We start from the raw sequence: 14,897 nt of genomic DNA on the forward strand, positions 1-14,897 counted from the left end.
GTAGTAGCTTGCTTTTTCAAGCTTTGGTTGTGGTCTAGTGCTCATCAGTATTCGTTATTTCTGAATGCTTTTTGTGCGCCCATAGCTCAACCGGATAGAGCAACGGCCTTCTAAGCCGTAGGTTGCGGGTTCGATTCCTGCTGGGCGTGCCACCTAATTTCAGTGGTAACAACCCGTCAGAGAATCATATCTTCAAGTGTGTAATACCTGTTTTTACGTAAGATTGTCTATGGTGGGTGTAGCTCAGGGGTAGAGCCCCGGATTGTGACTCCGGTGGTCGTGGGTTCAAATCCCATCATCCACCCCAGTGACAATATTTGCGTTTCCAGTTTTAGGTTGTGGTGGGTGTAGCTCAGTGGTAGAGCCCCGGATTGTGACTCCGGTGGTCGTGGGTTCAAGTCCCATCATCCACCCCATTACCCCGCATACTTCCTTCTTGTTATTTCCTCTTTTTTAGCGTTTACCTCCCAGCGATTATGCCCTTTTTAGGGATTTTTTCGTTTCTGAATTTTATATCGCTACGTTCTTGTTAACACGTTCCTGCTAGCGCGGCATTACTTTAATGCGATTGCCGGCCATGTTGGTAAGCGGTTCAGGCATGCCGAGTAAATATCCTTGTGCATAGTCAATTCCCATCTGATGTAACGTATCCAATGTTGCCTGGGTTTCAACAAACTCAGCAATGGTCTTAACGCCCAGTGCTTTACCGACGGCATGAATCGCCTCAACCATTGCTCTATCAATCGGATCTTGATGCACATTGCGGATAAAATTACCGTCAATTTTTAGATAATCGACGGGTAGCTGCTTCAAGTAGCTGAAAGAGGAAAGCCCGGTGCCAAAATCATCCAATGCAAACCGGCAGCCGTAGCCTTTCAGGGTATGAATCAATGTTTTGACACGTGAGAGCTGTGCGATCGCGGTGCTTTCAGTGATTTCAAAACAGAGTGTGCCGTGAGGCAGATAGGCAGTGGACACCTGAGCAATAAGATCCTGACAAAATTCAGCGTCAGAAAGCGATGCCCCGGATAGATTGATGCCCCATAGGCTATGCGCTGACGGAACAGAGTGGCGGTTTTGATCCCCTAGCCAGGCCAGAGTATTGCGAATTACCCAACGATCAATGCGTCCCATAAAGTGGTAGCGCTCAGCGGCAGGTAAAAAACTTCCTGGGGCGATGAGTTCACCATGCTCTTCGAGCCGAAGTAATATCTCACGGTAGGCGGGGGCGTCAGCACAAATGGCTTTGATCGGTTGAGCAAAAAGGCGAAAAGCATCATTGTCCAGGCCATTTTGCAAGCGCTGAACCCACTGTAGCTCACCGTGCTTTTCCAATAAAAAATGATCATCAGGCTGATAGCAGTGGATACGATTGCGGCCTGCCTCTTTGGCGGCGTAGCACGCCGCATCAGAGGCGTGGAGTGCTTGGCTAAGCTGCATAGGCTGAGCAGCATGGAGTTCTACCAAGCCAATACTGACCCCAATCCCAAACGTATGCTCTTGCCAGGCAAAACGATAATTCTCTATATCGCTGCGTAGTGCCTCGGTAATCACTAGTGCTCTTTCTATCCCGCAATCTGGTAGCAGTAGGGCGAACTCATCGCCACCGAGACGCGCGGCAATATCGCTGCTGCGTACATGGGATTTCAGCTTTAATGATACTTGGCGCAACAGTTCGTCACCCGCAAGATGACCGCAGGTATCATTGACGATTTTGAACTGATCAAGATCCAGGTAGCACATCACGTGCTGGCCATCCTCCCGATTGAGAAGCGCTGTAAGTGCTGTTTCAAAGGCGCGCCGATTCAACAGGTCGGTTAGGTTGTCGTGGCTGACCTGATAGCTCAACTGTTCAGTAAGCTGGCGTGTGAGGCTAACATCTTGAAAAACCACAACAGCGCCCAGGGTAATGCCGCTGCGTGAACGAATGGGTGAGGCGCTGTGCTGGATGGGGGTATGCGTGCCGTCATGGTGGACGAGCATGCAATGTTCGGTTGATTGCACTGGCGTTAGCTGTGTCAGTACTTGCCGGGCTGGATTACTTATGGAGTCGCCGCTGATTTCCTCAAGTAGTTGGTAAACCACATGAATAGGTTTATCCATGGCCTCTTCAAGGGTCCAGCCGGTCAGTCGCTTGGCTTCCGCATTGATAAACGTGACATTGCCGCTGGCATCACAGGTAATTACGCCATCTCCGATGGAGGCTAAAGTGGTGCGAGCAAGATCACGTTCGCGATTTAACTGCTCTTGAAGCTGTCTGCGCTCGGTGATGTCGCGCACCATGCCAGAGCGCTCTGATGCGGAGCCGCTGGCGCCTTCGCTCACCTGTATTTCGAGATAACGCACTCGCTTATCGGCTGTACGTCGTTTGATTTCATGGCGTGCACCGGGTGTCAGCTTGAAGTTCGGTAGCAGCGTGGAAACGGGTTGGCCGATGAGAGTGGCGGCGTCGACATTAAAGAGCATCTCAGCGCCGGGGTTAAGGCTTGTCAGCGAGCCGTCTGCTTGCCAGGTGATTACTCCATCGCGCAGGTTACGCAGCATCACGCGGGTGTGGCCGAGGGCGGTTTCAAGGGCCGCTGTTACCCGATTATAGCTGGCCGCTATTTCGCCCACTTCAGTAAACGGGTCGGCTTCAATTCGCCGGCGAATATCGCCTTGCTGTTCGTGCTGGCGCATATGTTCGAGTAGCTGGTTCAGCTCATTATTGGCGCCATGCTCGGCTAAATTAAGACCCATTTTTTCAGCTTCAGGCGAGACCCTTAAGGGCAGAAAGCGACGAGTGATACGAAATAGCAGCCATGCGCTGCCAAAGCTCCAGATGCCACAAACGACAACACCAAGAAGCTGAATGCCGAATTGAGCGGGTCGGGACAGGCCACTATCCAGCATTGTCATATCCGCCACCCAGGGTAGTGCGAGTGTGCCCCAAATGCCTGATACTAAATGGGCAGGTATGGCGCATACGGCGTCATCAATACGCTTACTCAGCAGCCATTCGCTGGTCAGTACCATTAGCACGCCGCTAACCGCCCCCAAGCCAAATGCTGCTGGGAGCGAGATCACATGCGCACTGGCGGTGACGGCGACTAGACCAGCAATGGCGCCATTAATTGCGTACATCACATCGGCGTAACGACGTGTGCGCATTCCCATGAGCATGCCAGAAAGGATGCCGCCAACGGCTCCAAGCACGGTATTAGCCAATATGCCGGGTATCTGGTCAGTAACAGCCAAGGTGCTACCGCCGTTAAAGCCGAACCAGCCTAATATCATAAACAGCGCGCCAAGCATCGCGAGTGGAAGGTTGCCAGAGGGAAAAGCGGTAGGAGGCTTGTCGTGTGCGAAACGACCACTGCGGGGGCCGATGCAGAGTACTGCTGCCAGCGCTACCCAGCCACCTACACTGTGAACCACTGTGGAGCCGGCAAAATCAACAAACCCTAGAGCCCCTAACCAGCCTGCGGCACCACCTAGTAGCCCGCCCCAAGCCCAGTGGCCGAATACGGGGTAGATGATTAACGCGATCCAGAGCGCCGTCCAGATATATGCCAGAAAGGGCATGCGTTCCGCCACCGCACCCGACACAATAGTCGCGGCGGTCGCGCAGAACATTGCCTGGAAGATGAATACCGTAATCACCCAGCTGCCCGAAGCGTCTAACTGCCAGCCGAATAACGTCGTACCTACAACACCGCCCAACGAATCACCAAACATGATGCCGAATCCGATGAGCCAAAAAACACTGACGGCAATCGCAAAGTCCGCTACGTTTTTCATAGCAACATTAATCGCGTTCTTGGTACGCGTTGTGCCAGCCTCTAAGCATAGAAAACCAGCTTGCATCACAAATACCAGAGCGGCTGCCCAGAGTACCCAGAGCGTATCGATCAGCGAGCTATCCAGATTTAGCGTGGCAGGCATGGTGTTTTCCTTTGTCACTAGTACGAGGGCATCTTTTGGTGCGAGCGCTTCTTTTTGGTGCTTTATGTGTTTTTCGCAGAGGAGGAGAGGCCGTTACGACGTCTTCAATTGCATACCGTTCAGGTTGCCTAATAGAAACTAAGCAATTGTTATGCCGCTAATAGTGTTGTCATCCTTTTTAGCTCGCTATGGAGCATTAATTACTTATTTTTGGCTCTAAAACAGCGTTTTCTACTATATTAATGCAGTTGGTTTGGTGATATTTTTCAAATAGTTTTTACTTACCAATCATGGTGCTGAATCGACAGCGGGGAGTGCATCAACATGGCGCGTCAAACGGTAGTTTTAGGAGCAGGGATGGTAGGTGTCAGCATTGCCTGGCATCTGCGTCAGCGCGGTCATGACGTCACCGTGGTAGACCGCCTCCAGCCTGGTCGAGAAACCTCGTTTGGCAATGCAGGCATTATTCAGCGTGAAGCCGTTAGGCCTTACCCCTTTCCACGGGATGTTAAAACGCTCTTGAGCGTATTGCCTAATCGCCGGGTTGATATTCGCTATCGTCCTGCGGGCATGGTGAATGCCGCTTCTCCACTGTTGCGCTACTGGATGAATTCAGCGCCGAAGGCTTACCAGAAAATCGTGCCGGAATATGCATCTTTGATTCAGCAGTCACTGAAGACTCACGGCCCGATGATTGAGGCTGCCGGAGCGGAACACTTAGTGCGCAGGCAGGGATGGCTTGAGCTTTACCGTACCCCTGAAAAGTTGGCCGCACGGTTAAAAGATGCCGAAGAGGCGCGCCGTCTTTATGGTGTTCAATTTGAGCAACTGGATCGGGCTGCGCTGATGGAGAAAGAGCCTTCCCTTAGCGAACATATTATTGGTGCGATTCACTGGCTCGACCCTTGGACCGTGGCCGACCCCGGTGCGCTGGTCGCGGCTTATGCCCAAGCATTCAGCAATGATGGCGGGCGCATTCTGCAGGCGGATATCACCTCGGTTCAGCAGGTGGGTGGCCGGTGGCAGGTAAGTACTGCCGCTGAAACATTGGAAGCAGACGATGTCGTGGTGGCGCTAGGGCCTTGGGCGGGTAGCTGGCTGAAGGAGCTTGGCTACCATTTCCCTACCTTTGTGAAGCGTGGCTATCACATGCACTACGCCCCACAAGCAGAGGCCAAGCTAAATTACTGGGTCATGGATGCTGAAATTGGCTACCTGCTGGCGCCGATGAATGCGGGTATCCGCTTGACCACCGGGGCAGAGTTAGACCGCCTTGATGCCCCCGCCGACGTTAACCAACTGGGCGCGGCAGAGAAAGTGGCGCGCAGTGTGTTTCCGTTAGGGGAGCGCCGCGATGAAGCCCCTTGGAAAGGTGCGCGGCCGTGCCTGCCCGATATGAAGCCAGTGATTGGCCCAGCGCCACGCCACCCAGGTTTATGGCTCGCCTTTGGGCATGGGCATCAAGGGTTTACTCTTGGTCCTGCAACGGGTCATTTGCTGGCAGATATGATGGAAGGGCAGCCTACCGCAATTGATATGAAGCCGTTTCGCGCTGACAGGTTTTGAACGGGCGCTATATTCGTTAATGATTCGGCGAGTTAAGCCGATAGTTGTAAATGCTGGCATTAGTAATAGTGACGATATCTTTGCGCGTGATCTAATGCTTTGCTAGTTTGTAAGTACATTTGCATACCATTAGGTGAAAATATGGATGTAGGCATCAGCAGTTCAGTCAGTGCCTCGCTTTATATGAATCAGGCGCAAACAGCCGAACAGGCGCAGATGCAGGTGTTCAAAGAAGCCTTGGACACCCAGGCTGAGCAGGTGACGGAAGTTTTAGCCTCTGCCAACACCGGTGCACAACCGGACTTGGCCAAAGAAGGCAGCGTCGGTACTCAGGTGAATACCTACGCATAACGCTTAGGAGCAGCATCTCGTTGCATGCTTCGTTAAAAACGCTGACTTCGTCAGCGTTTTTTTTGGCCTCTCCAATTGCTTAATCACTCATAAAGCCAGCCGCGACAAAAGCGGCCTCCAGGCGTTACAATTGTTTCAATGGACATTGCTCACCGCGTGCTAATCAATCACTGGAAAGCGGCGCGGAGTAAACATTTTCAAAGAGGCACAATGAAAGAGACTCAGTTAGCCCATGAGGCGGGGCTTAGACGCACCTTTGCGATCATTTCGCACCCTGACGCTGGTAAAACCACCATTACTGAAAAGATGCTGCTGTTTGGCAACGCCATCCAGTTGGCCGGTTCGGTCAAGAGCAAGCGTAACGATCGGCACGCAACGTCGGATTGGATGAAAATGGAGCAGGAGCGGGGTATCTCTGTCACTACCTCGGTAATGCAGTTCCCCTATGGCGGGCGCATCGTCAACCTGCTGGATACACCTGGCCACGAAGACTTCTCCGAAGATACCTACCGTACGCTTACAGCGGTAGACTCTGCCTTGATGGTGATCGACGGCGCAAAGGGCGTCGAGGATCGTACTATCAAGTTGATGGAGGTATGTCGTCTGCGTACAACGCCGATTCTGACCTTTATCAATAAAATGGACCGCGATATCCGTGACCCTATTGAAGTCATGGATGAAGTCGAGACCGTCCTAAACATTCAATGTGCGCCGATGACCTGGCCGATAGGCATGGGGCGCCACTTCAAGGGCGTTTATCACCTCTACAATGATGTGATCCATCTCTACACGCAGGGGCAGGGTAGCCGAATCCCTGAAGACAAGCGTATTGAGGGCCTGGATAATCCCGAGGTCGATGCTGTGCTCGGGGAAGAGCAGGCGGAAGAGCTGCGCATGGAAGTGGAGCTGGTGCGCGGTGCATCCCATGAGTTTGATCTGGACGCCTATCGCCGTGGTGAGCTTTCGCCGGTCTATTTCGGTACTGCAATGGGTAACTTCGGCGTGCGCGAAATGCTAGACGGCTTTGTCGAATACGCGCCGCCGCCCCAGGCCCATGAAACCGATACCCGGGTCGTCACTTCTGATGATGATCGCTTCACCGGTTTTGTGTTTAAAATCCAGGCCAACATGGATCCCAATCATCGCGATCGTATCGCCTTTTTGCGGGTCTGCTCAGGCAAGTACGAAAAGAACATGAAGATGCGCCATGTGCGTATTGGTAAAGATGTCAAAATCGCTGACGCTTTGACCTTTATGGCCTCTGACCGTTCGCAGGTCGAAGAAGCGTGGCCTGGCGATATTATCGGCCTGCACAACCACGGTACCATTCAGATCGGCGATACCTTTACCGTTGGTGAAGATATGCGCTTTACCGGTATACCGCACTTTGCGCCAGAGCTCTTTAAGCGCGTGCGGTTAAAAGACCCGCTCAAGATGAAGGCGCTGCAAAAAGGCCTGCAGCAACTTTCTGAAGAGGGTGCTACCCAGGTCTTTATGCCGATGGACAATAACGACCTGATTCTTGGCGCCGTGGGTACCCTGCAGTTCGATGTGGTCGCTCATCGCCTGAAAGAGGAGTATAAGGTCGACTGCTTGTACGAAGGCGTCAATGTGCAGACTGCCCGCTGGGTCTACTGTGAGGATGCTAAAAAACTCGAAGAGTTTAAGCGTAAAGCCAGCGCTAACCTGGCGATTGATGGCGGCGGCTATCTCACTTATATCGCGCCGACTCGGGTTAACCTGCAGATGACCCAGGAGCGCTGGCCGGATATTCGCTTCCAACCCACCCGCGAACATTAAGTATTTGTATGTTAATCGACGCGCACTGCCATCTCGACTTTTCTGAGTTCGATCATGATCGAACTGAGGTGTTTGAGGCTGCCAAGGCGGTTGGTGTGGCGCGCTTTGTGGTGCCGGGTACAACCCGGGCCCGCTGGCAACAGGTGCTGGCGCTTGGCGAGCGGGATGACACCTCGGTTTGTCTGGGGCTTCATCCGCACTTTATGCAACAGCATCAAGAGGCCGACATCGAGGCGCTCGACCAATCGCTGGGCGAGCACCCTGAGGCCGTTGCGTTGGGCGAGTGTGGCATTGATGGCCGCTTTAGCGACACGCTGGACGCGCAGTGGCATTACTTTGATGCTCAATTGAGGCTCGCTAAGCACCACTCCCTGCCGGTAGTGGTGCACTGTGTTCATGCTAACGATAAGGTCGCCAAGCGACTTCGCCAGCTTGCGCTACCTCAAGCTGGGTTAATTCACGCTTTCTCAGGCTCTATTGAGCAGGCGACGAAATTTCTCGATTTAGGTTTCAAGCTGGGATTGGGCGGCGCGGTAACTTATGAGCGTGCCAAACGGTTGCAGCGAACCGTTAAGGCACTGCCCGATGACGCTTTTGTGCTTGAAACCGACAGCCCTGATATGCCGCTAAGCGGCTACCAGGGCAAGCGTAATGAACCGTGCCGGGTAGCGAAGGTATGTGATGTGGTGGCTGCCCTGCGCGGGCAAACGGCGGAACAGGTCGCGACCATAAGCAGCCATAACGCCACGACGTTGTTTGGCTTACCTCACGCTTAGAAGGCGGAAAGGCTAGTTATTAAGGCCAACCGCCAGCTGTTCGGGGTCAACGCGCTCAATCGTATAGGGCAATGGTAGTAAGGTGGCTGGCGCCCCTGCGAGAAATATGGGCGTTGTTTCTTCCATTACCTTGGTACTCATCACTGCAAGCAGCTCGACGCCGCCTTGTTCGTTAAAGGCGCTGACCACGACTTCGCCCACCGCTTTATCATCACCGTTCGTCAGGCTGGCGCCTACCTCGGGTAGCGCTTCTGATAGTGCTTGCGCCTCTACGCTAATATGCATCAGACGCTTTTTAACCTGACCGCGAAAGTGGGCGCGGGCGACGACTTCCTGGCCGGTATAGCAGCCTTTCTTGAAGCTAATCCCGCCTAACGCTTCCCAATTAAGCATTTGCGGTAAAAAGTGATCCTGCTGGGCGTCGGTTAGCCACGCTAAGCCACTGCGAATATCCTCAAGCTGCCATGCGTTACGACCTTCATCGTCGTCCTGAATCAATATTTCATCGCCATCGATATCGTGATCGAAACACAATAGCCATCTCGGGGTCTTACCGGGGTAACGCAACGCGCAGAGCTGATCATTGTTGGTGTGAGTGCCAACCTGTTCAGGAAAATTCTGCTTAGAAAAGTTCAGGCCAAGTTGATCAGCAAGTGATTTCGCATTGTCGCCAGCGCCGATGAACGTAAGGTTAGGCAGTGCCGTCAGTTCGGCCTTATAGAAGGCGGCGAACTTTTTAAGATGGTTGGCTAAACTCTCTAACAGGGTACTGCTGAGTAGCAGCCGAAAATGGTTTTCCCCCATGCGCAGCAACTGAGCATTGGCTAACATGCGGCCCTTAGGTGTGCAAAAACAGGTCAGCGGCGCAAAGTATCCATCGGCTAGGCTGACTTGGGCGCTAGTCTGGCCTTGAAGGAACTTTTCTGCATCGGCGCCTTTCACATCCAGCGCGGCTAAGTGAGTAAGGCGGACGCTGCCAAGAGCGGAAGTGCGTGAGGTAACGGTCGCCATAAAAACTCCTGATCAAAGTGGTGATTTGTCAGCCATTCTAAGCTTGCGGACAAATGAGTGTGCACGTATTACTCTTAAGTGCGGGCAGTCAGCATTAATTGCAAGGCACTATTAGCGTGCTAGACTCTTTCCCTCGTAGGAGTCTTGCATTGGCCAATAGGCAGGGAAATGGTATGGCGCAGCAATCATTAACATTCCAGGGTGTTAAATCGGTCGAGCAGGTTAACAAAATTACCACAGCGCTCATGATGCTGGATGGCGTTGACAGCGCCGAGGTGGGCCGCCATGGGGCTGATGTCGATGGACGTGCAAAGCGTGAAGCGCTGATTAACGCCATTGAAAAACTCAAGCTAGGCATCAAGGTATCCTAATGCACATACCTATTACCGTCATTAGTGAGCGCAACCATGCCTTTAGGCAGCGTGTTGAAGTCGATGGTCTGGAAGATTTGTATGCCGATGTACCGCCAGTGGTTGGTGGCGAGGGCAGTGCCCCTGATCCGCACGACTATTTTGATATCGCCTTGGGCACGTGTAAAGCAATTACCGTGCAAATGTACGCCAAGCGTAAGGGATGGCCACTTGAGGGAGTAACTGTCACTGTGCAGCGCGATGATAGTCAGGAAAGAAAAGGTATTTATAGACTGGGTGTCGCTTTAACTCTGCACGGTATTAACGACCCTGAGCAGCGTGCCAGGCTTGAAGAAATCAGCCATCGTTGCCCCATCCAGCGTTTGATGACCGAGTCCACGGTTGAGATAGAGACACGTCTTGTTTAGTTACCCTTAAAATAGTTTTCCTTTTTTGGAGCATCGATGAGCAAAGCCTTTCGATTACAGTCAAAATTTCAGCCTGCCGGTGACCAGCCCGCCGCCATTAAAGGGCTGATTGGTGGCCTGGAATCAGGGCTTGCCCATCAAACGCTGCTAGGCGTTACCGGCTCGGGCAAAACTTTCACCATGGCCAACATCGTCGAACAGCAGCAGCGCCCGACCATTGTAATGGCGCCTAACAAGACCCTGGCGGCCCAGCTTTACGGTGAGTTCAAGGCGTTTTTCCCGGATAACGCGGTTGAGTACTTCGTTTCTTATTACGACTACTATCAGCCGGAAGCCTATGTGCCTTCGTCAGATACGTTTATCGAGAAAGATGCCTCTATCAATGACCACATCGAGCAGATGCGCCTCTCGGCCACTAAGGCACTGCTGGAGCGCCGGGATGCGCTGATTGTGGTATCGGTGTCAGCCATTTACGGTCTGGGTGACCCGGACCAGTATCTAAAGATGCGCCTCCACTTTACCCGTGGTGAACTGATCGACCAGCGCGCCTTCCTGCGTCGCCTGGCCGAGCTGCAATATACCCGTAATGATATGGATTTTCGGCGCGGTACTTATCGCGTCCGCGGTGACGTGATCGATATCTTCCCCGCTGACTCTGATGAAGAAGCGGTGCGTGTGGAGCTATTCGATAGCGAAATCGATACGATTCGCTTGTTCGACCCGTTGACCGGTGCCGTTAAGGGCGAGGTGCCGCGTATGACCATCTACCCTAAATCGCACTACGTGACGCCGCGGGAAACCATCCTAGGCGCCATTGATGCCATTAAAGAAGAGCTCAAACAGCGTCTTGAGTGGATGCGCAAGCATGAGCGCCTAGTCGAAGCGCAACGACTAGAGCAGCGCACGCTTTATGACATTGAAATGATGCTGGAATTGGGCTATTGCAACGGTATTGAAAACTACTCCCGCTATCTATCAGGGCGTGCGCCCGGCGAGCCACCGCCGACATTTTTTGATTACCTTCCCGATGATGCACTGCTGTTTATTGATGAGTCGCATGTCAGCGTGACCCAAGTGGGCGGCATGTATAAAGGTGACCGTTCGCGCAAAGAGACATTGGTGGAGTACGGTTTTCGGCTGCCTTCAGCGCTTGATAACCGACCCATGAAGTTTGAGGAGTGGGAGGCGATTTCCCCGCAGACTATCTTTGTCTCCGCCACCCCTGGGCGCTATGAGGGCGAACACGCCAGTCAAATCGTTGAGCAAGTGGTACGGCCTACCGGTCTGTTGGACCCTGAAATCGAGGTGCGCCCGGCCAGCACCCAGGTAGATGATTTGCTCTCAGAAATTGGTCTGCGTACCGCCGTAGGTGAGCGGGTACTGGTCACTACGTTAACCAAGCGCATGGCGGAAGACCTGACCGAGTATTTTGACGAGCACGGTATTCGGGTTCGCTATCTGCACTCGGATATCGATACCGTTGAACGTGTTGAGATCATTCGTGATTTACGTTTAGGTAAGTTTGATGTGCTGGTGGGTATCAACCTGTTGCGTGAAGGGTTGGATATTCCCGAAGTGTCGTTGGTGGCCATTTTGGATGCTGATAAAGAGGGCTTCTTACGCGCTGAGCGTTCGCTCATACAAACGATTGGTCGCGCTGCCCGTAACGCCCACGGCAAGGCGATTCTCTACGGCGACCGGATTACTGACTCGATGCGCAAAGCCATCGATGAAACCGAGCGTCGGCGAGCGAAGCAGACTGAGCACAATCTAGAGCATGGCATTACGCCGACGACGATAACGCGCTCGGTGTCCGATATTCTGGAAGCCGCCCAAGCACCGGGCAAAAAGAACAGCCGTCGGCGCGGCAGTGAACGCAAAGTGGCGGAAAGCGCCGCTGAATATGATGTGTCCACCATGAATAAGCATGATCTGCTGGGCGCGATCAGCAAGCTTGAGGATGCCATGTTCGAAGCAGCGCAAAACCTGGAGTTTGAAGAGGCGGCGCGGCTACGCGATCAGCTCCATCAAATGAAAGAAAAACAGCTGGCGCTGGGCTAGCGGTATGCCAGAAGGGCCAGAGATTCGTCGGGCGGCCGATCGTGTTCAGCAGCAGATAGGCGGGCGGGTAATTGACAAAGCTTGGTTCGCCTTTCCCGAGCTTTCCAGCCAAGCAGACTCTTTCACTGGTGTTCAGGTGTCCCGGGTAGAGACGCGTGGCAAAGCAATGCTGATCCGGTTTGCTGATGAGCGGGTGCTTTACTCACATAATCAACTCTATGGAGTTTGGAAGCTGCATAGCGAGGATAAACCTCCCGCCACAAAGCGCACGTTACGCGTTCGTTTGACGGCAGAAGGGCGCTGCGCAAGTCTTTACAGCGCTTCCGATATCTCGCTTTGGCATCGCGATAATCTCGCCGAGCACCCATTTTTGGCCCGTTTAGGACCTGATTTGTTGAGCCAGGATGTAACCCCCGCCGATGTTCTGCAGCGGTTAACTCTCAAGCAGTTTCACCGGCGAAGCTTGGGTGCGCTGTTGCTCGATCAAGGATTAGTGGCAGGGCTTGGCAATTATCTGCGCTCTGAAATCTTATTCTTTACCCAGTTGCCAGCCAGCGCTCGGCCGGTAGATCTCACCACCCATCAACAACAATCGCTTGCGCACGCTATTATCGAAACAACTCGGCAAGCGTATCAAACCGCAGGCGTGACTAATCGAGAGGCCTGGATTGAACAGGCTAAAGCAGCGGGTGAGTCACGTAAGCAGTGGCGTTTTGCGGTATTCGATCGTGCAGGTCTTGAGTGCCACCGCTGTGGTTCGGTGATTGAGCGCCGAATGGTGGGATCGCGAAGGCTCTATTATTGCCCGCATTGCCAAGGCAGTTAATAGCCTCAATGAGTTAATACAGCGCTTTATTGAGTTATTATACCGTTATCTTGTTTACTGCTGACAATGACTAAAGTGCTAATTCCTGAACTCAAGACACTACCGAGGAGTGCTGCCGCCAGCAAGGCAATACGGTATACTGGCCACACGCTAAGACGGCACTTGCGCCGATGCGCAAGAATGCCGCTGACTAGACGATAACCTAGGAGCTGTTAGTCCATGACCGTGATTCGCCAGGACGACGTAATTCAAAGCGTTGCCGATGCTCTCCAGTACATCTCTTACTATCATCCCAAAGATTTTATTGACGCCATGGCGGCCGCCTACGAGCGTGAAGAGAACCCCGCTGCTAAAGACGCTATTGCGCAAATTCTGATTAACTCGCGTATGTGCGCCACCGGGCATCGCCCGATTTGCCAGGACACCGGCATCGTCACCGTGTTTGTTCACGTGGGTATGAACGTTACCTGGGAAGCGGACATGAGCCTTGACGACATGGTCAACGAAGGTGTTCGTCGCGCTTATTTACTGCCCGATAATGTCCTACGTGCCTCGGTGCTAGCGGATCCTGACGGCAAGCGGGCCAACACCAAAGACAACACGCCGGCCATTATTCACCACCAAATTGTGCCTGGCGACACTGTCGATATTCACGTGGCTGCGAAGGGCGGTGGTAGTGAAGCCAAGTCTAAATTTGCCATGCTTAATCCTTCCGACAGCGTCGTCGATTGGGTAATGGAACAGCTGCCGAAGATGGGCGCAGGCTGGTGTCCGCCCGGTATGCTGGGCATTGGCATCGGCGGCACCGCTGAAAAAGCGATGATGATTGCCAAAGAAGCGCTACTGGATCCCATCGATATTCAGGATTTACAGGCCCGCGGGCCCAGTAATCGCGCCGAAGAGATACGCCTAGAACTGTTTGATAAGGTCAACAAAAGCGGCATCGGTGCTCAAGGGTTAGGCGGCTTAACCACCGTGCTGGATATTAAAGTAAAAGACTATCCGACCCATGCCGCCAATAAGCCTGTAGCGATTATTCCCAATTGCGCAGCAACCCGTCATGCCCACTTCACCCTGGATGGTTCAGGCCCTGCGGCGTTAAAAGCACCGAAGCTTGAGGACTGGCCGGAAATCACTCGCGAAGCAGGCGATAACGTCAAGCGTGTCAATCTTGACACCGTAACGCCCGCTGAGGTCAAAACCTGGCAGCCAGGCGATACGCTACTGCTGAACGGCAAGCTGTTAACCGGCCGTGACGCTGCTCATAAGCGTATGGTGGATATGTTAGCCAAAGGTGAGCCGCTACCTGTAGATATGAAAGGGCGCTTCATTTATTACGTGGGCCCGGTTGATCCAATCGGTGATGAGGTAGTGGGCCCCGCAGGCCCAACGACTGCCACGCGAATGGATAAATTTACCCGCACCATGCTAGAAGAAACTGGCCTGTTAGGTATGGTAGGAAAAGCAGAGCGTGGCCAAACCGCCATTGACGCGATTCGTGACAATGAGGCGGTGTACTTAATGGCGGTAGGGGGCTCAGCTTATTTGGTCGCGCAAGCGATTAAAAAATCCCGAGTCGTCGGCTTTGAAGATTTAGGCATGGAAGCGATCTACGAATTTGAGGTCGAAGATATGCCGGTCACGGTTGCTGTTGATAGTCTGGGCACCTCAGTGCATCAGACCGGGCCTGCGAAGTGGAAAGAGATTATCGCTCAGTCGGCGTAACAGAATGATAAGATTGATTAGGCTTTGAACGCTTAGGTTTTTAAGCGCATAAGGGCCTCGCTGACGGCGAGGCCCTTGC

11 protein-coding genes and 3 tRNA genes are annotated in these 14,897 nt (G+C 53.1%); 12 read left to right on the forward strand and 2 right to left on the reverse strand.

The window, feature by feature from the left end; genetic code table 11:
• The first annotated feature begins 75 nt into the window (after positions 1-75).
• From ACWI0H_RS10435 to ACWI0H_RS10445, 3 genes are all read left to right on the forward strand, one after another.
• Positions 76-152: transfer RNA gene (locus ACWI0H_RS10435), tRNA-Arg, on the forward strand.
• A gap of 80 nt (positions 153-232) precedes the next feature.
• Positions 233-307, forward strand: a tRNA-His gene (locus tag ACWI0H_RS10440).
• 34 nt (positions 308-341) lie between these two features.
• Positions 342-416, forward strand: a tRNA-His gene (locus tag ACWI0H_RS10445).
• Between the two features lie 127 nt (positions 417-543).
• On the opposite strand, the gene amt is transcribed toward ACWI0H_RS10445, so the two are convergent.
• Positions 544-3,924, reverse strand: a complete 3,381-nt coding sequence (gene amt, locus ACWI0H_RS10450) for an ammonium transporter (RefSeq protein WP_485876112.1) — start codon at positions 3,922-3,924, stop codon at positions 544-546.
• A 324-nt stretch (positions 3,925-4,248) separates the two neighbouring features.
• Between amt and ACWI0H_RS10455 the strand changes: the two genes are divergently transcribed.
• The 4 genes from ACWI0H_RS10455 to ACWI0H_RS10470 all read left to right on the forward strand — a co-directional run bounded on the left by ACWI0H_RS10455 (position 4,249) and on the right by ACWI0H_RS10470 (position 8,417).
• A complete protein-coding gene (locus ACWI0H_RS10455; RefSeq protein ID WP_485876113.1) occupies positions 4,249-5,490 on the forward strand; it encodes an NAD(P)/FAD-dependent oxidoreductase in 1,242 nt (413 codons plus the stop codon).
• Between the two features lie 141 nt (positions 5,491-5,631).
• Positions 5,632-5,841 carry a putative motility protein gene (locus ACWI0H_RS10460; protein ID WP_101147253.1) on the forward strand — a complete coding sequence of 70 codons (210 nt, stop codon included), beginning with the start codon at positions 5,632-5,634 and terminating at the stop codon, positions 5,839-5,841.
• Between the two features lie 210 nt (positions 5,842-6,051).
• Positions 6,052-7,641: a peptide chain release factor 3 gene (locus tag ACWI0H_RS10465; RefSeq protein ID WP_176302095.1), complete on the forward strand. Its 1,590-nt coding sequence runs from the start codon at positions 6,052-6,054 to the stop codon at positions 7,639-7,641.
• 8 nt (positions 7,642-7,649) lie between these two features.
• Positions 7,650-8,417: a TatD family hydrolase gene (locus ACWI0H_RS10470; RefSeq protein WP_485876115.1), complete on the forward strand. Its 768-nt coding sequence runs from the start codon at positions 7,650-7,652 to the stop codon at positions 8,415-8,417.
• A gap of 12 nt (positions 8,418-8,429) precedes the next feature.
• Here the strand turns inward: ACWI0H_RS10470 and ygfZ are convergent, their stop codons facing one another.
• On the reverse strand, positions 8,430-9,428 hold the full coding sequence (gene ygfZ / locus ACWI0H_RS10475) for a CAF17-like 4Fe-4S cluster assembly/insertion protein YgfZ (protein ID WP_485876117.1): 999 nt from the start codon (positions 9,426-9,428) through the stop codon (positions 8,430-8,432).
• 173 nt (positions 9,429-9,601) lie between these two features.
• Between ygfZ and ACWI0H_RS10480 the strand changes: the two genes are divergently transcribed.
• The 5 genes from ACWI0H_RS10480 (at position 9,602) to ACWI0H_RS10500 (ending at position 14,818) form a co-directional block, all read left to right on the forward strand.
• Positions 9,602-9,799 carry a hypothetical protein gene (locus tag ACWI0H_RS10480; protein WP_101147257.1) on the forward strand — a complete coding sequence of 66 codons (198 nt, stop codon included), beginning with the start codon at positions 9,602-9,604 and terminating at the stop codon, positions 9,797-9,799.
• On the forward strand, positions 9,799-10,206 hold the full coding sequence (locus ACWI0H_RS10485; protein WP_485876118.1) for an OsmC family protein: 408 nt from the start codon (positions 9,799-9,801) through the stop codon (positions 10,204-10,206). The genes ACWI0H_RS10480 and ACWI0H_RS10485 overlap by 1 nt, the downstream gene beginning before the upstream one ends.
• Positions 10,207-10,242: 36 nt before the next feature.
• Entirely contained in the window at positions 10,243-12,267 is a 2,025-nt protein-coding gene (gene uvrB / locus ACWI0H_RS10490; protein WP_485876120.1) for an excinuclease ABC subunit UvrB, read from the forward strand.
• A gap of 4 nt (positions 12,268-12,271) precedes the next feature.
• Positions 12,272-13,093, forward strand: coding sequence for an endonuclease VIII (nei, locus tag ACWI0H_RS10495; RefSeq protein WP_485876121.1), 822 nt, complete (start codon positions 12,272-12,274; stop codon positions 13,091-13,093).
• A gap of 219 nt (positions 13,094-13,312) precedes the next feature.
• A complete protein-coding gene (locus tag ACWI0H_RS10500; protein WP_336269001.1) occupies positions 13,313-14,818 on the forward strand; it encodes a fumarate hydratase in 1,506 nt (501 codons plus the stop codon).
• Positions 14,819-14,897: the final 79 nt, after the last annotated feature.

It is taken from the genome of Halomonas sp. NYA30 (assembly GCF_976980765.1).